Source organism: Nostoc sp. ChiQUE01b (assembly GCF_034531255.1).
Taxonomy (GTDB): domain Bacteria; phylum Cyanobacteriota; class Cyanobacteriia; order Cyanobacteriales; family Nostocaceae; genus Nostoc.
Map to the genome: position 1 here is coordinate 262,362 of NZ_JAVRBM010000001.1, position 19,668 is coordinate 282,029.

13 protein-coding genes are annotated in these 19,668 nt (G+C 41.3%); 1 reads left to right on the forward strand and 12 read right to left on the reverse strand.

The window, feature by feature from the left end; all coding sequences use genetic code 11:
- The first annotated feature begins 364 nt into the window (after positions 1-364).
- The gene (locus RMY63_RS01085; protein ID WP_322726915.1) at positions 365-3,217 is read left to right on the forward strand and encodes a CHAT domain-containing protein; all 2,853 of its coding nucleotides are present in this window, start codon (positions 365-367) and stop codon (positions 3,215-3,217) included.
- A gap of 462 nt (positions 3,218-3,679) precedes the next feature.
- Here the strand turns inward: RMY63_RS01085 and RMY63_RS01090 are convergent, their stop codons facing one another.
- The 12 genes from RMY63_RS01090 to kdpA (RMY63_RS01145) form a co-directional block, all read right to left on the reverse strand.
- On the reverse strand, positions 3,680-5,443 hold the full coding sequence (locus RMY63_RS01090) for an iron uptake porin (RefSeq protein ID WP_322726916.1): 1,764 nt from the start codon (positions 5,441-5,443) through the stop codon (positions 3,680-3,682).
- Between the two features lie 708 nt (positions 5,444-6,151).
- On the reverse strand, positions 6,152-8,410 hold the full coding sequence (pabB, locus tag RMY63_RS01095) for an aminodeoxychorismate synthase component I (protein ID WP_322726917.1): 2,259 nt from the start codon (positions 8,408-8,410) through the stop codon (positions 6,152-6,154).
- Positions 8,411-9,001: 591 nt separating this feature from the next.
- Positions 9,002-10,462, reverse strand: a complete 1,461-nt coding sequence (locus RMY63_RS01100) for a hypothetical protein (RefSeq protein WP_322726918.1) — start codon at positions 10,460-10,462, stop codon at positions 9,002-9,004.
- Positions 10,463-10,580: 118 nt separating this feature from the next.
- Positions 10,581-10,838: a hypothetical protein gene (locus RMY63_RS01105; RefSeq protein WP_322726919.1), complete on the reverse strand. Its 258-nt coding sequence runs from the start codon at positions 10,836-10,838 to the stop codon at positions 10,581-10,583.
- Complete coding sequence (locus RMY63_RS01110) at positions 10,838-11,386, reverse strand: pentapeptide repeat-containing protein (protein WP_322726920.1); 549 nt, start codon at positions 11,384-11,386, stop codon at positions 10,838-10,840. Before RMY63_RS01110 ends, RMY63_RS01105 begins: the two co-directional genes overlap by 1 nt.
- A gap of 37 nt (positions 11,387-11,423) precedes the next feature.
- Positions 11,424-13,124: a potassium-transporting ATPase subunit KdpA gene (gene kdpA, locus RMY63_RS01115; RefSeq protein WP_322726921.1), complete on the reverse strand. Its 1,701-nt coding sequence runs from the start codon at positions 13,122-13,124 to the stop codon at positions 11,424-11,426.
- Between the two features lie 52 nt (positions 13,125-13,176).
- On the reverse strand, positions 13,177-13,575 hold the full coding sequence (locus RMY63_RS01120) for a hypothetical protein (protein WP_322726922.1): 399 nt from the start codon (positions 13,573-13,575) through the stop codon (positions 13,177-13,179).
- Positions 13,576-13,712: 137 nt separating this feature from the next.
- The gene (locus tag RMY63_RS01125) at positions 13,713-14,078 is read right to left on the reverse strand and encodes a potassium transporter TrkA (protein WP_322726923.1); all 366 of its coding nucleotides are present in this window, start codon (positions 14,076-14,078) and stop codon (positions 13,713-13,715) included.
- A 294-nt stretch (positions 14,079-14,372) separates the two neighbouring features.
- Positions 14,373-15,011 carry a K(+)-transporting ATPase subunit C gene (gene kdpC, locus RMY63_RS01130; protein WP_322726924.1) on the reverse strand — a complete coding sequence of 213 codons (639 nt, stop codon included), beginning with the start codon at positions 15,009-15,011 and terminating at the stop codon, positions 14,373-14,375.
- Positions 15,011-15,280: a potassium-transporting ATPase subunit F gene (locus tag RMY63_RS01135; RefSeq protein ID WP_322726925.1), complete on the reverse strand. Its 270-nt coding sequence runs from the start codon at positions 15,278-15,280 to the stop codon at positions 15,011-15,013. The genes kdpC and RMY63_RS01135 overlap by 1 nt, the downstream gene beginning before the upstream one ends.
- A gap of 6 nt (positions 15,281-15,286) precedes the next feature.
- Positions 15,287-17,428: a potassium-transporting ATPase subunit KdpB gene (kdpB, locus tag RMY63_RS01140; RefSeq protein ID WP_416212476.1), complete on the reverse strand. Its 2,142-nt coding sequence runs from the start codon at positions 17,426-17,428 to the stop codon at positions 15,287-15,289.
- A gap of 181 nt (positions 17,429-17,609) precedes the next feature.
- Entirely contained in the window at positions 17,610-19,355 is a 1,746-nt protein-coding gene (gene kdpA, locus RMY63_RS01145; protein WP_322726927.1) for a potassium-transporting ATPase subunit KdpA, read from the reverse strand.
- Between the last annotated feature and the right edge of the window lie 313 nt (positions 19,356-19,668).

The following is a 19,668-nucleotide window of genomic DNA, read 5'->3' on the forward strand; positions in this document are numbered from 1 at the left end:
TAAGTTTGCTTAAGAAACTGTCAATTTCAAATATGTGGCTATAATGCATCTAAAATGCATCAAACACCCGTATAACTTGTTAGTTTGAGGTTAAAATAACTAAGTCTAATCCAAGATTAAGTATTTTAAGTTTTATCTATGTAGCTTGCACTTTCAGTCACTAAAGGCAAGATAAATTGCATAAAACTGCACACTTTCCAAAAGCTCAGTTTTCGATGCCTATTTCTGGTAAGTTAAAAATAAAAGTCATATAAGTATTTCCTTTATCAATTGATTCGGAATAACTGGCGATCGCAAAAACCATTTGTATAAAAAATAACTTATTTAAACCGAATACTGTATCCAGATGTTGCTGAATTAAAATATGAAATCCCCAAAGAAATATCTCAAACTCTTACTCTCTGCACCTTTACGACCACCAAAATTTAGAACAGCAGATTTTGTCGCTGGAATTTCTCTTTATGCAAGGCTAATTCATCTCTTTACTCAGCAATCCCAAAAACTAAATCGCCATCGATTAATTAAAGTATTATTTTTGGCAAGTCTCGGAATTTGTTTATTGTTTGGACAAGTTGTATCTGCACAAACTCCAAATGTCACTGCACTAGTTGAACAAGGAATTAAAGACTATCATGCAGGAGATTTTGTTAATGCCATAAAAAATTGGCGAGAGGCATTAAATCAAGATAAAAATAATCCGTCAGTTACAGCAGTTGTGAATGAAAATTTGGCGCGTGCTTACCAAAAAATAGGAGAAAACAAAGCAGCGATCGCATCGTTATCGGCAGCAATTAATGACTATAATACGGTGAATAATATCCAGCAAGTCGGACGTATGAAGTCAGAACTTGCCCAAGTTTATAGCAATTTGGGACAACCTCGTAAAGCGATCGCGCTTTTATGTGGCAAACTAATAGATAAGTCGGAAAGTTCCGAAAATCAACCAAGTCAAGAAAAATGCACTCCAGAAAGTGCTGAACAAATCGCTACCAAATACAACGACAAACGCGGTCATGTTGCGGCTTTGGGTATTCTTGGTGAAGCATATCGCTTAATCGGAAGTTACGACCAAGCAATTAAGCATTTAGACATAGCGCAACAACTTGCTCCCGAATCTAAATTTTTGGTGTTTAATAGTTTGGGTAATGCTTATAAAAGTCGCGGTCAATTGCGAGAGTTACAAGCGGATTCGGCAAAGAAGGCTAGTATTTTTAGTAAAGAAAAAGAATTTACTCAAAGTTCACAAGAAGACTATGACAGAGCTTATCAATATTTTCAAGATAGTATAAAATTAGCCCGTAACGAAAAACAACCTTTAGCAGAGATGCGGGGATTATTAAATTTCATTCAGTTGGCTTCCCAGACAAATAAGAGCAAATTTATTAATGATGAAGAGTTTAACAAAGCCCTTAAGGATGCTTTAAAAGTTCTCGAAGGTTTGCCCGATTCTGCCACAAAAGTCTATGGCGCAATTGATTTAGCATACTTGCAACGCGATGCTCAAGGAACTTCACCCTTTACCTACTGTCCGACTCAGCTGATTTTATCTGGGGATAATGAAGCATTGAATTTGCTCGAAAGTTCAGTATTAACGAGTCAAAAATTACAAGATAATCGCCTAATTTCTTATTCTAATGGTGCTTTGGGCCATTTCTGGGAATGTAGCCCAGATAATGAAAAAGCATTAAAAAATCAGAAGGCATTAAAATATACCCAAGCTGCTATCATCGCAGCAGACAGCAAGTTGAGTGCAAAAGATAGCTTGTATTTGTGGGAGTGGCAAGCTGGAAGGATTTTAGATGAGCAGAAGCGAAAAGAAGAAGCGATCGCATCTTATCAACGAGCATTTGATACCTTAGAAGATATCCGCCAGGATATTTTGACTGCCGAACGAGATGTACAGTTTGACTTCCGCGATGTCGTTCGACCATTATACCGGACATTGGCACAGTCGCGGCTCGATTTGCTAGGAGTTGGGGCAATTGCAGACGAAGGACGTGCGAAGGAACTATCAAAAGTAGTTAACACCATCGATGCTCTGAAACTCGCAGAATTACAGAATTATTTTGGCAATGATTGCATTTTGAGTGGGTTGAATCCCAAACAGGTGGGCGAACTCCTTGAAGATAATAGTGTAGCTTTTAAGAAGACTGGGTTTTTGAGTTCAATAATTTTAAATGGCAAAACCGGGATATTATTGCAATTACCCAATCAAGCAACTAAATTTAAGTGGATTGAAGACCCCAATCAACAAGGTGACAAAGTAGTTAGCAGTGAAACCCTACAGAAAAAAATTGCCGAGTTTCGCACGGGACTAGTTAAAAGAGAAGAAATTAACTACGATACAACAATTGCATCACAGCTTTATGATTGGATGATTCGCCCTTTTGCTGAAGATATCAAACCAGAGAAAGTCAAAACTCTGGTATTTATTCAGGATGGCTTCTTGCGTAGCGTTCCAATGGCGGCACTTTATGACAGCAAACAACAAAAGTATTTAGTCGAAACTTATGCAGTTGCGACAACTCCCAGTTTACGACTTACTACACCTAAACTACGCGATCGCAGTACGCAAAGAGCGTTAATTTTGGGTTTGACAAAAGAAGCCACCATCGACGGCAAGACTTTTGAACAGCTTTTTGCAGTTCCCGATGAAGTCAGGGCAGTTGAAAGTATATTCCCCAATCATACCCCCCTGATTGACGATAATTTTCTTCCCGAAAGTTTTCAAGACAAACTTGATAAAACCACATATCCCATTGTTCACATAGCTAGTCACGCTCAATTTGGGATTATTCCTGAAGACACCTTCATTGTCACAGGGAAAAACCAAAAACTTACCATTAGCCAATTAGAAAACTCACTGCGAAACCTCAACAGCAAATCAGATGGCGTCGAACTACTCATGCTAACTGCCTGTGAAACCGCAGTTGGCGATGACCGTGCCACACTAGGATTAGCTGGAGTTGCATTGCAAGTTGGGGTTAAAAGTGCGATCGCATCTTTGTGGAGTGTCACCGATCAATCGACATCCGAACTAGTGAAAACATTTTACGCCAACTATCGCAACACTGGCATGAGTATTGCAGAGGCTTTACAAACGGCTCAAATCAGAATGATTCATGCTAAGAAATTACCGCCATCTGAAGGTGTCAATATTATGTACGATCATCCTGCATATTGGGCACCAATGGTTGCGATCGGTAATTGGCTTTGAAAAAGATCCGCAGTGCCGCAAGGCGGAAGTCAAAAGTCAAAATGAATACAGCATAAGCGTTTTATTGATTTGGAATGGGTGGTTTATTTACGCCGCAGTGTACTAGTAGTTTGCCAAAGGAACTTGACTCGGTAAAGGGGAAAGGTGTTTATATCCCAATACTTCTCGGATAAGGGTTGAGTCGTCCTAAATTCAGATCCCCCCGCCTACGGCGACCCCCTTAAAAAGGGGGTAAAAGAGGGTTAGAAGCCCCCCTTTTTAAGGGGGGTTGGGGGGATCTGCAACGACTAATTGCGCTAACCGAGAAGTATTGGTTTATATCCCTTAGTTGCACAAAATTCATTCTGTTAGCGGTAGCGGGGCGTTTAGCCCATTCTGGCGACTGACGCCTTTATTCTATTTCGATAAATTACCATAGGGACGCATAACTATGCGTCCCTAAAGCAAATTGCTGTAACCTGTTTAGAAAGTGAAAGTTGTTCTCAGCGTACCGATAATTGCATCATCGTTATTGCTGTTTTGACCAGGAGAGGTCAACCAGATTACACCAGGGGTAATTGAGATGTTATCTGACACGCGATACTTGTAAAAGCCTTCAAAGTGATAAGGTATATCATTACCAGTACCAGCAAAAGCTCCTCCTCGGTTACGGGCATAAGGTTCTGCACCAGCAAAAATCCCTAAAACGTTACCCTTTTTACCAAAGTCAGGTAAGGCTACCCCAAGACCGTAGCTCCAAGCTTCATAATCATCATCAGCACCAAAGCCTGTGACATCGTGGTAAGAAATGAAGCCACTGACTGACAGTTTGTCGCTGGGCCTTAAAGCTGCCGATATCCCATAAGAATTACTGGAAGATCCGTTTAAGGTAGTTAGGGTGTTAGCTTGACCAGTACCTACGACGCGGTTAGCACTACCCAAACCACCACCTAGATCAAATAAATTACCACCTCCAGCACCATGATAACCGTGAACGTAGGTAGCACCTATAGATAAGCGATCGCCAATACTAAAGTTCAACTGTCCAAGAGCCGCATAGTTCCCCTCTAACAAACCTTGATTTGCCCCAGGATTATTAGCATTTGATGCCAAGTAGCCTATAGTCAGTGAACTTGGTTTGAAAAAACTACCACCCTTACCAAAGGGTAAAGTCAGTGCCGCACCTGCACCACCACCAATACGATAAATCGGACTTTCAGAAGCAAAGCTAGACAAAGCACCGTTACCACCATCAAAGTCCTCAAAATAAGGGTTGTTAGTGGCAACATAATCGCTATGAATACCTCCGGTGCCAGCAAAGTAAACTTGGGCTGGACCTATGGGTACGTAATACGCCAGCCAGTCGATAATCACACTGTTGTTAGTAGTGCTGCCGATTTGAAATGTTTGTGTGCCTTCAGCAGTATCGATCCCAACACCATTATTCCCTACTTGTGTAAAGGCTAGTGCATTCCCGGCTGCAAGACGGGTGTGTAAAACGTCTTTACCTGTGAAACTGGTTTGCAAGTCTAAACGTACCCTATCTTGGAAGACAGTATTATTCGCATCGCCAGTATTATTGCCAAAAATATCAGTAACGGCAAAAATAGCTTCACCCACCAATTTTGTGGTAGTGGAAAACTGATTAGCTTCTAGTTCAGCAGTTCGTGCTTCTACAGAATCTACTCGACCGCGTAGAGTTGCCAGTTCTGCCGAGAATTCCTCTTGCAAACGCTGGAGAGTTGCCAAATCCTGTTTTGTCACCAAGTCAGCAGTTGCTGTCGCAATCAGTTCATTAACTCGATCTAAACAAGCATTCAAACCGGCGGCAAACTCATAACGAGTCAGTGCCCGATTGCCACGGTAAGTGCTATTGGGGTATCCTGCAATACAACCGTAGCGTTCAACCAAGGATTGCAAAGCTTGGAATGCCCAATCAGTCGGTTGTACATCAGAAAATTGAGAAACTGATGTAACTTGAGACAGTGAATTCTGATTTTTGCCTTCGTTGCTGTAGCGATTAACCTCTTCTAAAACCTTATTTTCATCAGTCTTTTGGGCAACCAATAGTTGATTAACTTTTGGTTGCTCTGCTTGAATGAATATTGAAGCATTAGCAGCTATTGGCTTTGTATCTTCAGAAGAACTTGCTACTTCAGCAGCAGCCATAGCCTTAGCGGAAACCAACACCGTCACTCCCAAAACTACTGGGCTTAGTACCAGAGTTTTCCACAATAGATGAGACATTTTTATTTTCCTTTCCCAAAAAATAACCAAAATCAGTTGGTTCAAGAAAAAGAGAACAAGTAATTATTCTACTTGTTGAAAAATCTTATCAGATTGCTGTTAACTAAGCTATATATCTAAGAAAATTTTTACATATAAAGAATTGTCAAGTTTTGCAGATGGCTTATTTGCCAAAGGTTGAGTTTATAAGGTAATTTTGGTCGATTTTGTGCTATCTATCGACTTTAGCTGCTTGTTTTTAACCCGGATTTGCGGTAGTTGCTTTTTATCTTTAAATTTATTCCTGAATCAAGAAAGTGTATTTATATATGAGGTTTTGATGATAAATTAGTAATTATTGATTATTAATTATTTTGAACCTCCAACCTGCCGAATGTCAGATAAATCAATACCGTTCAGTTAAGCCTAAAATCCTTAGTAAAGACACAAAATTTTACTTCTTATAGCAGTCGAAGCATAGGTTAGGACTATGTTGGTTGCTGAAACCTTTGATAATACTGAGTTTCTACTCAGCACTCAGCACTCAGCACTCAGCACTTTGCTATACTGCTGCGCTAACGCGTCTCTACAGGTTGAAAATCAGTACCAAATATCTTTACCCAAGGGGATTTGGATATAAATGTTAGTGTAAATAATCTTTAATAGTAGCCAGTTTTGTGTTGGGATAGCGACACCAAATACATCTCAATGCTTTATTAAGCCCCTGATTTAGGCAGGTAATTTTTCAAAACTATCGGCAGTTGTTGCTTCTAATCCCAGAATAGAATATACATCTGGTTCAGATGTTCCGTGTATCGTCAGAAGCAGAGCGTCGATTAAGGCTTTGGCTTTAAGCAGCGTTTCCTGAAACTCCATCTCCGGCTCAGAAAGGGCTATAATTCCGCCACCAATACCAATGGAGGTTCGATTGGGAGTCAAAACAGCAGTCCGAATCACAATATTGAAATCGGCTGAACCATTCAAACCCAAAAAGCCGATCGCACCTGAATAGATTCCCCGCGCCTGTTGTTCCAAGCGATCAATAATTTGCATGGTGCGGATTTTGGGCGCACCAGTCATCGAGCCTCCAGGAAATGCAGCCCGCACGCAATCCACCGCTTGCAAGTCTGAACGTAACCGCCCGCGTATCGTTGTCACCAACTGATGTACTGTTGAGTATGTTTCCACATCCATTAATTTTGGTACATGAATGCTACCAACTTCACAGACTCGTCCCAAATCATTGCGTAACAGATCGACAATCATCAGATTTTCAGCTCGGTCTTTTTCGCTGTTGCGTAGCTTCTCACGGAGGACGAAATCGGCTTCAGCGGTTTCCCCTCGTGGTAGGGTTCCCTTAATCGGCTTAGTTTCTACCCAACCTTGGCGATCGATCCGTAGAAACCTTTCTGGAGATGAGCAAGCGATCGCAATTTCACCAAAGCGTAAAAATGCAGAATAAGGAGCCGGATTGATTTTACGTAATGTGCGGTAGAAGGTCAATGGATCGGGGGTGGCATCGGTGTAAAGTTGATTTGTCAGGCAAACTTGATAAGTTTCCCCTTCGTGAATTTCGTCCAAGCATTCCTGAATATCTTGAATATAATTTTGGTAAGTACGACTCAAACAGAACTTAACAGGCTGACAATTTTCTTGAGGTACAAGAGAAAAAACAGGATCTAGAGTTTCGAGTTGTTGTTGGATAGTATCAAACCAAGTTTCTACCTGTTCTGTTTGTCCTTTTTTGATTAATTGCAGCAAATAAAGACACTGTTCTTGATGATCGATCGCAATCATGCGATCGGCAAGTAAGAAAATTGCATCAGGTAATGATGAAGAATGCACCAATGACGATCCACACTCTGCCTTAAGTTCATAGCCAAAATAGCCAACAAATCCGCAGTTAAAATCAAAAGGTAACTCATCAGATTGACAAAATCGGCAGTCTATTTCCCGCTTCAAATACTCAAAAATACTTTCGGTGCGATGAATCACGGTATCTGACTGTGCGATAATCAGTTCTTGCGTTTGGGTATGATATCGCACCAATAAACTGTTTGCTCCGCTGCCATCACCCATAAACGAGAAGCGAGATAGACCAAGTTCTACACGACTGCTATCTAGCCAAAAAGCGTTTGCTGCATCCCCAAACAACTGTACAAATATTTGTTCTGTATTTGGGCAGATATCTAACTTGCGTGTATATAATTCAAACTTCTCTTCCTGTTCTTGGTGGGGTTGATCCATAACAGGAGTAACAGATCCATATCCAATCCAATATTGCTTTTGTGGATTTCTTGACTCTGCCAAGAGGCTTTCAAGCCCCACCCCTTGTGGGTGTCTCCCCCTTCTGCCTCCTGCCTCCTGCCTCCTGCCTCCTGCCTTCTGCCTCTTTGACGATTTCTCTGTAAATTTCAGCGTAATATCTCGAAAGTTTGCTAGTAATTTTTGCCCATATTCTGTACAAATAGACTCTGGATGAAACTGCACGCCCCAAAAAGGTAGATAGCGATGACGCAATCCCATCACCAGTCCTTCTTCAGTCCAAGCAATTTTTTCTAGACACTCAGGTAGTTCATTAGCAACTAACAACGAGTGATAGCGCACCACAGAAAAATTACTAGGAATATCTTGAAATAATTCTGAATTATTATGATAAATTTTACTGAGTCTACCGTGTCGAACTTCCGGTGCATGAATCACTCTTGCACCATGTAGATAGCCAAGTCCTTGATGCCCCAAACAGACTCCCAGCAGGGGCACATCCGTATTCTCAATTATCTGTCGGCAGACTCCAAAATCTTCTGACCTTTCTGGACGACCGGGGCCAGGTGAAATCACAATGTTGTCAAATGCAATTTCTTTCAATTCATCCCAGTTCAGGCGATCGTTATAAATTACTAGAGGTAGTTTACCATTTACCTCGGCAATCATCTGGTAAAGATTAAAGGTATAAGAGTCATAGTTATCAATAATTAATGTTTGCATACATACTTAATTAACGATTGTATAGAACATTTTGGCAATTAGAATAGCACCTAGATAATTTATCTGCTACTTTAAATTTTCGGTTCTATCTTTGTTAATAAGTTATGTTGTCATACACTTTGCAGTTCTTGATTTTGGTTAAACTTGTCCTTACTACCTGTAAAGTATCCTAGCATAAGGTATTTCCAACAAATAAATTATCTAATCTTGTAGGGTGGGCAGTATTGACTCAGCGCTCAGGTCGAAGTCCTCCTCACCCTGAGTATGAGGTGGGTAGACACCCATATCACAAGAGAATTGGGGATATTTTTTTATTTGGAAGTCCCTAAATCTTGAAAGAATATATCTAAGTACAGCTAACCCTGAAGTTCGTAGCGAATTGACTCAAACAAACTTTGCGCTCCTCTGCGCTATACTCTGCGCGACGGCAGTTGCTACAACGGAGGGAACCCACGCAACGCGCTGTCTCCCCTCTGCGTTTAAACTCAAACCCTCAATTGCTCGCGAATTTACGAAACTGTGTACTAAGAGAATCTACCTGGATGAAGAATCATAAAGTTTTGCAGATGGCTTGTTAGCCAAAGGTCTAATTTATATAATAACTTCGCTCAATTTTGTCCCATTTCTAGACTTTATTTTCTTATTTTTAACCCTGATTTGTGGTAAATCCTTTTTATCTTTGTAAAAGTAACAGATTTCTACTAGAGTTGGCCATATTTCTAGAGAACCGTGAAATTGGCTAATAACATCATCGATAATTCTGGAAACATTTTGCTGAAAAAAGTCTGGTTCAAATCCATAAAAGACTCTCGATAAATTCTCAGCAAATAATTGAAGTGATTGCTTGCGTTCTTCATTATCAGTAGAAATTGAAGCTTTGACTACCTGCCTGTGGATAGCAGAGATTTTTTCCAGAATTTCCTCAGAATCTTGTAAAGTGACTTCGCCAGAGTAATCAAACTTGATTCCCAAATCGTCGAGATGATAAACACTGTTTTTAATCTTATTTTTCAGCAAGCTACATATTTCTTCATTAAATAGTTCGCTAGCTAGAGGATTACGCATATAGTTATTTCTAATATGATTTTGAACAGCATCAACGTGTGCAGCTGCAATCTCTTCTTGCTGTATCCAAATCCTGTAGATATAATCCTCAAATCTGAGCCGAGTTGGAAAAAATGGTGGTAAACCTAGTTGATTATCATATCCAGCAACTCCACAATCCATTCTCCAGTTTTTGTTAGTAATAACGGGTCGAAAATTGGTAAGAATATAAAAATTATTTAGGTCATTGGGACTAATTTGATTCTCATCATTAAGATACATGTGAATAAAATCAAGTGTATCGATATCATTAGTTCCCGTGCGAAAAGTTTGGGCAATCTTAACGATCGCATTATTCAAGACTCTCCCTTGTTGTAATAAAAGGCTGTTTTCTCGAAAGTAACCTTTAGTTGTATTGGTTTCTAAATCCATTGCTGTATCAAGAACTAATTCTCCAGCCTCGAAGTTTTCTGGTACATGGCTGGCTTTTTGACCTAAAACATCACCAAAAGCTGTGAGTAAGTCAAAAGATTTATGGACGTAACCACCTTGTTGGCTAGATTTGATTAATTTTCCTCGACATATTTCATCACCTGATAAAGATTCTGGACTAGTTTCAATTAAGGCATCTGGACGCATATCGTCATCTGCACTAACCATTAAATGTCCAAGGGTATACATGAGTGTGAAGTTGCGATTTCCTCCATAACTAGGTCGGAATAAGTTTTTGACTAGTGATTCTAGCTTGCGATCGCGCAGTCTTTCGTTTAAAAATGTAATAAATTGCTCTTTCTCCTGGGGGCCAACATAAAACACGTCATTGACTGTCTTAGTCTGCTCTAAAAGTGGATAATATTTCTCGTGGTTAGCAATACTAGAATCGTCAAAAACGATAATTTTTAAAGCATGACCATTTGCCCAGAAATTCTCATCATACTTTTCGATGGTCTGTGCTACATCTCTCAGTCGATGAGTCGGAATAACAAATACTGTTTCTTTCTGTCTCATAAAATTTGTTCTGGTTTATCAAATGAAGTTTCCAAAGTTAAAAATTTGTTTGAAGGTTCTCAATCTAACAATCACTGTATCACTTTGATTACAGCTATATCAAAATTATTCAACTAAATTAAACCGATAGATCGCTGCTAGTAATTTCTAGCTTATTCTTACTATCCTCTAACTGTTTCCAAAGTGCTTCTATTTGGCCAAAAGCAATTTCTGGAGATAGTTTTCCAGCAGTTTCTAAATTAACAATGTAGCTAACTCTTTGAGTAAATTCTTGGAGGTTGGCATTAAATACTAGGTTTTTTGCCTGAAATTTACCGTGGTAGCGATCGCAAGGATAAAGAAAGCGATTTTTATCTTCATAATTAGGCTGTACCATTAATTTACTCCTGATAAAAAATCTGATTGGCTATTAGCTGATTGATTGCAGCGACCTGAAATAATCCCATTTGGCAATACTGTTTCACAAAGAGTCACAGAATTACGCTCCTGAATGTCGTTGTTTTTTGAAGCTTTGATGAAATTTGCATGGCTAAGATTGGCATTTCTCAAATCAGTTCCTTCTATGTTGGATGCTGACAAGTTCGCCTTTTGTAAATCAGCATTAGTTAGCAATGTATTCTTGAGGATAGCTCCAGTTAGATCGGCTCCTTGTAAATTTGCTTCCCGAATATCTGCCCACTGCAAATTTGCATACCGGAGATTAGCATTTTTGAGGTTAGCGCCCTGAAGATTTGCCGATCGCAAGTCAATTCTTTGTAAGTTTGCCCCTGATAAATTCACTCCCGATAAATTACAGCCAAAACATTTTCTTGTTTCTTGAAACTGTTGAATCAGATGCTCTCGAAGCCAATTATTACTTTGAGAAACTAAGGAGGGAGTAAGAACAAACGCCATCGGAATCAGGAGTCGGAAAAAGAAATTCATAAATACAAACTCAAGTCTCAAAGTGAGGAATTAAAAGTTATTTTCCTATAGCAATTTGGAAGGCTTCGGCAACTGGCCCTAAAACCAAAACAGGAAAAAATGTCAATGCTCCCAGAATCAAAATAGTGGCAGCAGTCACGCTAGCAAATAGTTTGGTATCTGTATTTAGGGTTGCAATTGAGGTGGGTACGGGTTGCTTGCACGACAGGCTATCTGCTAGGAGCAACAAAGCAATAATCGGAATAAACCGTCCCATCCAGAGGGTAAATGCTGTTGTCAAGTTCCACCACAAGGCTGTTGGGGCGGGTTGGGTGTCTGCCAAGCCTTCAAAACCGGAACCATTACCCGCAGCTGCCGAGGTATACTCATAAATCACCTGGGTAAAACCATGAAAGCCAGGATTGCTCATACCTGCAAGTTGGTCAGGAAAAGCTAAGGTAATAGCACTGGGGAGTAAAATCAATAGCGGGTGGATCAAAATAATTACGCTTGCGAGGGTAATTTCCCGTTTTTCGATTTTTCGTCCTAAAAACTCTGGGGTTCGTCCCACGATTAAGCCAGTCAGGAACACTGCCAAAAACATATACACTACCAAAGAAGCAGCCCCAGTGCCCATCGCTCCCCAGATTACTTGTAAAAATAGGTTGAGCAAAGCACAAAATCCACCGGATGGCATTAGTGAGTCGAACATTCCGTTAGCAGAACCAGTCATAGTTGCTGTTGTGGTGATGGCAAATAACGCAGTTTCCGCCCAGCCCAACCTGACTTCTTTACCCTCCAGATTGGGCTGCTGACTACCTAACAAGACATTGACGGTGGAATTGCCCTGATACTCGCCGATCGCAGTCACGCCAATTAAGACTACAAAAATGGTGAATACCATCCAGAACAGTAGGCGAGTCTGTTTTAAGTTACCAATGAAGATACCGTAGGTGTGGAGTAATGCTGTGGGAATCAGTAACATTAACACCACTTGCAGCAAATTCGTGCCACCATTAGGATTTTCAAAAGGATGAGCAGAGTTACCACCAAAGAAGGCTCCACCGTTTTCACCCAGCATTTTGATGCTTTCAAAGTGGGCAATGGGGCCACGAGCGATCGCCTGAGTTACTCTCTCTAAGGTGGTAATATTTACAGGCCCAGCAAGGGTTTCGGGAACACCTCCCAAGATTAACAATACCGTACTGCCAATAGCCAAGGGTAGCAATACTCGCGTTATCGAGCGAGTCAAATCTGCATAAAAGTTGCCCAAAGCTCTACCTGTTAAGCCGCGAATGAAGGCAATTCCCACCGCTAATCCGGTAGCAGGTGCAACAAACATCAAGAAGCCCAAAGCTGTTATTTGGCTCAGGTAGGACATTGTGGTTTCTGGCAGATAATGTTGCAAATCGGCAGCAACTAAAAAAGAAATGGTGGTGTGTAATGCTGTGTCCCAAGTGGGCATTCCTAAATCGGTGGGGTTCAACGGTAGTAAATTTTGAAACATCAGCAGTAGGAACACCAAAATTGCCATTGCTGTATTGCTGAATAAGACAGCGATCGCATATTCTCTGCCAGTCATGCTCTTTTGCGGTTCAATATCTATCAGGAGATAAATTAAGCGCTCCAATGGGTTGATTAGTGGATCGAGCCAGGTTTTGTGCATGAAAAAGACTTCAGCTAAGTAGTGTCCTAAGATGGGGACTGACACCACAACTAGGAACAGGGTGAGGAATATTTGCACAAAACCTTGGATCATAATTGGGAAGTATGGGATAAAGCGATCGCTTTATGTATAACGAGAAACTCACCTATTTAGGGCTGTAGTCAGAGCAATTGAGTGCTTGTTTTGTTAGAGCAGTGGTAGGATGTACTGCACACTTGAGAAAATAGTTATTGTTAAAAAATTGGCATTTTTTACAGGTATGTTCCTCTAAATCTTTGATGCTTACTATTTCGTCTTTATCTTGTGCCGCATTTTCTGGAGGATCTTCTAATGCCTTGCAGACAAATGAAACGAGAAAAACGACAATTGCCCAAATAAACATGAAGGAAATGTGAGCCAAAAACACTGCTACAAAGGGAATGTCTCCGTCATGTGGTTTTGTGTCAGTATGTGTTGCCTTTGACAGGTTAGCTTCAATCAGGGTAGACTGATTAACACTTTTTTGGGCGGATACATAAAGTCGGAAAAGCTCCGAAGTATGCATATTAAAAACCTTTAGTTAAGTCAAACTCAGATTCAGTAAAGTTAAGCAGGCAGGAGGCAGGAGGTAAAAACATATTTTCTTCCTCCTGTTGCAAGCTCGAACTGCCCTCTACCTTTCTTCGGTAAATATTCATCTGTCTAATAATATGTGGAATTGAAAGTAATTGATAGGTTTGAGTAATCTGAATTAACAGATTGGCTTTCTGTTGGTCGAGCTTCCAATAAGCAACTGTTGAGGGAATAGTAAACAGAATGGATTTTTTTAAGAGTAACTTTGAGAGCGGGAACCATCATGGGATGGGTTGCTATTGCTAAAATGTAATCTCCAGCGAAAATACTAGGATTATCTGTTGCTGAAATGACTTGGGTTTCTCTTAAAACTCCTAGAAAAACACATTGATTTGGCAACTTAATATCACTTAAATGAATGCCACAGTAAACGCTATTATCTTCGATTAAAGCACCAAACAGGCTTGGTTCTAAAGCTTTTTTGTTTTTTAACACAAAATATTTTTTTAACTCTAATAGTATTGTGCAATACTTTGCATAATAAATATGCTTTATTTAGGATATATTTTGAAGATATATAAAATGTATTAATTAAATAAAATATGTGTTTATTAATTAGCTAAACAGGTATATATTTAGAGATATAGATTTAATTTGTCTATCCTAAAAACAAGATTATCGACTTATTTAATAAATCGATAATCTAAGCCTTTCAATTTTAAGTAATCATAAAAGATTACTATAGATAACTATTCCAAATAAGAGGCATATTCACTATTTTCCAAGTCCTTATCCCTTAATCTTATCCAGAGCTAAATTCAGCTTTAACACATTAACTCCTGGTTCGCCAAAGATGCCGAGAAAGCGACCATCGGTGTTTTGAGCAATTAAAGTTTCGAGTTGGTTCAGTTGAACTCCCCGCGCCTTGGCTACTCGTGCAACTTGGGCGATCGCAGCTTCCGGGGTAATATGAGGGTCAAGGCTGGAACCGGAGGTGTAGACTAAATCGCCAGTCGGCTGCACACCTGCTTTTTTCAGACGATTGAAGTCACCCTCAACTTTTTTGCTGGGGTCTGGGTCATCTTTACCTTTAATGCGTTCCATTAATGCAGGATTACTGGGAGCCAAGTTACTAGCGCCAGAAACCCCAGTTCTCAAAACTCCCGCATCGTCCTTTTTGGGATCGGCTGTGCTGTAGCTCGTGGTACTGGGACGGCTGTTAAAATAGCGATCGCTACTAAAAGGTTGACCAATCAAAGCAGAACCGACAACTTGACCTGTGCTATTTTTCAGGAGACTACCGTTTGCTTGAAAGGGAAACACAATCTGCCCAATGGCAATCATCGCAAAAGGATAAATAATCGCTCCAATAACCCAGAGTACCAAGGTAGAACGAACAGCTCTACTAGCTTCACGTGCAAAACTCATTAGAATTTCTCCGGTACAAACATTACAAAAAATAAATAGATGGAAAGCCCTAGCGTCACCATTCCTAACAACCCCAATCCCCAAGATTGACTGCGGGAAAGTTGTTCATTAGTAGCGGCATAGACTAGAGGTGCAACCACTAGGTTGAAGCACATCGCCAAGAACAAATACAGTGGTAGCTTTTGTCTACGCCATTGACACCAGATTTCAGTTATTTCTTCTAATACTTGAGATGCAGGAATAGTGCGGCGGATCTGAATAGGTTTCATAGTAAATTAAGACAAAGGTAGGATAATATCTATTAGTTTGATGGCAATGAAAGGAGCAACGATACCGCCAAGACCAAAGATGAAGATGTTACGACGTAACAGTTGATCTGCTGTTAAAGGTAAGAACTTCACCCCTCTGAGTGCTAACGGAATTAGTGCTGGAATAATTAAGGCATTGTAAATCAGCGCTGAGATGATCGCAGATTGGGCACTCTTTAATCCCATAATATTAAGTGCACCGATTCCAGCAGCAGCAAAGATTGTGGGAATGATCGCAAAATACTTGGCAATATCGTTAGCGATGGAGAATGTTGTTAACGCTCCACGGGTAATTAGCAACTGTTTACCTATGGTTACTAGGTCAATTAGCTTCGTGGGATCTGAGTCTAAGTCCACCATGTTAGCAGCTTCTTTGGCAGCTTGCGTCCCTGAGTTCATTGCCACACCCACGTTTGCTTGAGCGAGAGCAGGTGCATCGTTCGTACCATCCCCGGTCATTGCCACCAGTTTACCCTCAGATTGTTCCGAGCGAATCACCTCAATTTTGTCTTCTGGAGTGGCTTCGGCAATGAAATCATCCACCCCAGCCTCTTCGGCAATTACTGAAGCGGTAATTCGATTGTCGCCTGTGAGCATGATGGTGCGAACACCCATACGGCGGAGTTGGTCAAATCGTTCCCGCAGACCAGGTTTGACAATATCTTTGAGGTAGATGACACCATAAATCTTGTCATCTTGGCAAACAGCCAAGGGTGTACCACCTAACCGAGAAACTCGCTCATAAGCTGCATCTATATCATCAGGAACGTTGCCACCACGGGAACGGACAAATCCCTTAATGGCATCCACTGCACCTTTGCGAATTTGTTTGCCATCGGGTAAATTTGTACCGCTCATCCGGGTTTTCGCGGAAAATTCTACACCTTCGGCTTTGTCAATGTTAAAGTCTACCCCAGCCTGAGATTTTTCTGCTAAAATCACAATCGATTTGCCTTCTGGCGTTTCGTCAAACAAGCTAGCAGCTAGGGAGACTCGCGCCACATCTATTATTGAGTGATTATCCAGGGGAATAAACTCGTCGGCCATCCGATTACCCAAGGTGATCGTGCCTGTTTTATCTAGCACTAGGGTGTTGATGTCGCCACAAGCTTCTACGGCTCGACCAGAGGTAGCAATGACGTTAAACTGGGCAACTCTGTCCATCCCTGCAATACCGATCGCACTGAGCAAACCACCGATAGTTGTGGGAATTAAAGCTACCAGTAGTGATATTAAAATAGCAACGCTAGCACCCGCTCGCAAACTGTTTCCCGCCTCAACTCCAAAGGCTGTGCTGATAAAGCTGGCGATGTAGCTCACAAAGGGAGGCATAGTTGCCACCACAATCAAGAACACCTGCGTTAACACTGCCAACAATACCGTCAAAGCAATCTCGTTGGGAGTCTTGCTGCGTTCTGCCCCTTCAACTAAGGCAATCATGCGATCAATAAAGCCTTGTCCGGGATCAGCACTAATGCGAATTGTTAACTCATCGGAGAGTAGGCGTGTACCACCTGTTACCGAACTGGCAATATCTGTACCTGGTTGCTTCAGTACCGGGGCGGATTCCCCAGTGATTGCCGACTCATCCACTGAGCCAATGCCTTTAATGACATCCCCATCGGCGGGAATCATATTATTTGCAACCACTTTTACCAAATCGCCCCGTCGCAGTTCTGTAGAATTGACTTTTACTATCGAACCATCGGGGAGGATTTTATTAGCGATCGTATCCGATCGCGTCGATCGCAGTGAATCAGCTTGTGCTTTACCGCGTCCTTCAGCTACGGCTTCGGCAAAGTTGGCAAAAATGAGGGTGAAAAAGAGAATAAAAGTAATCAACCCGTTTAACAAGCGTTGTTGGTTAACATCAGCCTGGATTGTGCCAAACAGATTTGGGTTAAGGGTAACAAGCAAGGTGACAATTGTCCCTACCCAAACAACAAACATAACTGGGTTTTTGACAGTAATTCGCGGATCGAGCTTGATAAATGACTCGCGAATTGCTCTTTGGTAAAGTCCCCGCATATCTGTTTTGGGGGTGTGTTTGCGCGAGTCACGAGTTCCAGATGGAATATGGGGAGAGGGAGAATCAGTAGTCATTGGCATAGATTAGATTTTAAGCATGAGTCTTTGAGGTGGATGAACGGAGTTCAAAGGTGGATGAACGGAGTTCAGAGGTGGATGAATCCAGTTCAAAGGTGGATGAACGGAGTTCAGAGGTGGATGAATCCAGTTCTAACTCTCCCCTGCTCCTCTGCCTCCCGTGCTCCCCTGCCTCCCCCACTACCTACCCAATACCTTTGGCGATAAAAAAGGCTTCACCAATGGGGCCTAATGCTAAGACTGGGAAGAATGTGAGTGCGCCCAGAATTAAAATTACGCCTGCGGTAACGCCTGTAAATAATCCGGTATCGGTTCGCAATGTACCAGTTGTGTAGGGAACAGCTTGCTTGCGAGACATACTATCTGCTAAAAACAGCAAACCGATGATGGGAATATAGCGTCCTGCAATTAAACTGAAGCAGGTACTCAAGTTCCACCACAAAGCAGTTGCAGTGGTTTTTGTACCCGTAGCGATCGCCAAAGGTGAAGGTTGTGAATCTCCTAAACCTTCAAAGCCAGAACCGTTGTTAGCAGCAGCTGAGGCGTATTCATAGATAACTTGAGCAAAGCCGTGGAAGCCCGGATTACTAATTCCTGATAGTTGATCGGGAAACGCTAGGGCGATACCTGCGGGAATCATAATTGCGATCGGGTGAACTAGCAGAATCAAAAAACTAGCAAGTACAACCTCGCGCTTCTCAATCTTGCGTCCGAGAAATTCTGGTGTACGTCCTACCATCAACCCTGTAGCGAACACAGCCAGAATTAGGTAAGCAAATAGATAAGCGGTTCCTGTACCCTGTCCACCCCAAATAATTTGCAAGAACATATTAGAAAGGGTGATAAAACCGCCGTTGGGCATGAAGGAGTCGTGTAAACTATTGACAGCGCCGCACATAGTACCAGTTGTACTGGTTGCAAATAGTGCAGATTGTGCCCAACCAAACCGGACTTCTTTACCTTCTAAATTCGGTTGCTGACTACCCAGCAGTCCATTCACAGCCGGATTACCGTTGTATTCACCAATAGCAGTGACGATGATAAATATTACATAGAGAATGCCCACCATACCGTAGACTAACCAAGCTTGCTTAGTGTTGTTTGCAAACAACCCGTAAGTGTAGATTAGGGAAGTCGGAATCGAAAGCATGGCGACAATCTGAATCAAGTTAGAAAATCCGTTGGGATTTTCAAAGGGGTGTGCTGAGTTGATGGCGAAAAAGCCGCCGCCGTTTTCTCCTAATTGCTTGATAATTTCAAAATGAGCAACTGGGCCACGAGCGATCGCCTGACTGATATTCGCATCTTCCAAGGTGGGGAATACAGCTGCACCCGCCAGTGTTTCGGGAACGCCAGATGCAATCAAGACAATGCTGCCCACAATACAAATAGGCAGTAAAATTCGGGTAATCGAGCGAATTAAATCTACATAAAAGTTGCCCAACGATCTACCCGTCAATCCGCGAATAAAGGCAATCCCCACTGCTAAACCAGTTGCAGCAGAGGTAAACATGTGATAACCAAGTCCCCACATTTGGCTGCCATAGCTCATGTAGGTTTCACCAGAATAGTGCTGCTGGTTAGTATTAGTAATAAAAGAAATAGTTGTATGCAGCACTGTATCCCAAGTTGGGGCATCTATCTTGGTTGGGTTTAATGGCAACCATCCTTGATTGATAATAATCAAGAAAATCAGTAACCCCATTGCTACGTTACTGTATAAGACTGCCCGCCCATACTGCCAGCCCGTCATATTTTCTTTGGTTTTAACGCCAACCAAAGCATAAAGCACTCGCTCAACCGGATTCAAAATCGGATCGAGAAAAGTCCTTTGTTCTAAGTAGACCCGCGCCATATAGCGCCCAAAAACCGGAGTAATTGCTACTACAATTAGTAGCGTTAATATAATTTGAATCCATCCTTCTAGCATGAGTTAATCAAACTCCAACCTAAGTAAATTTGAGATGTTTTCTTGTTAGCAATGGAAAATATTTATGAAGTATATTGGCATTCTTCTTAACTAACCAACTTATAGTTATGGGCTTTCTCAATCAATCATGGAGCTTTTTGTTAAAGAACACAAGGTATAAATTGATATTTGAACTAGGCTATATAAGAAATATATGTTTCTATGTATAAGAGCGTTTATCTCGATATATATCTGCAAATATAGAAGGATGGCTAAATACTAAACAAGTAGACATAGGAGTGAAAATTAATTCTGCGTTGCCCGAAATCCTTGG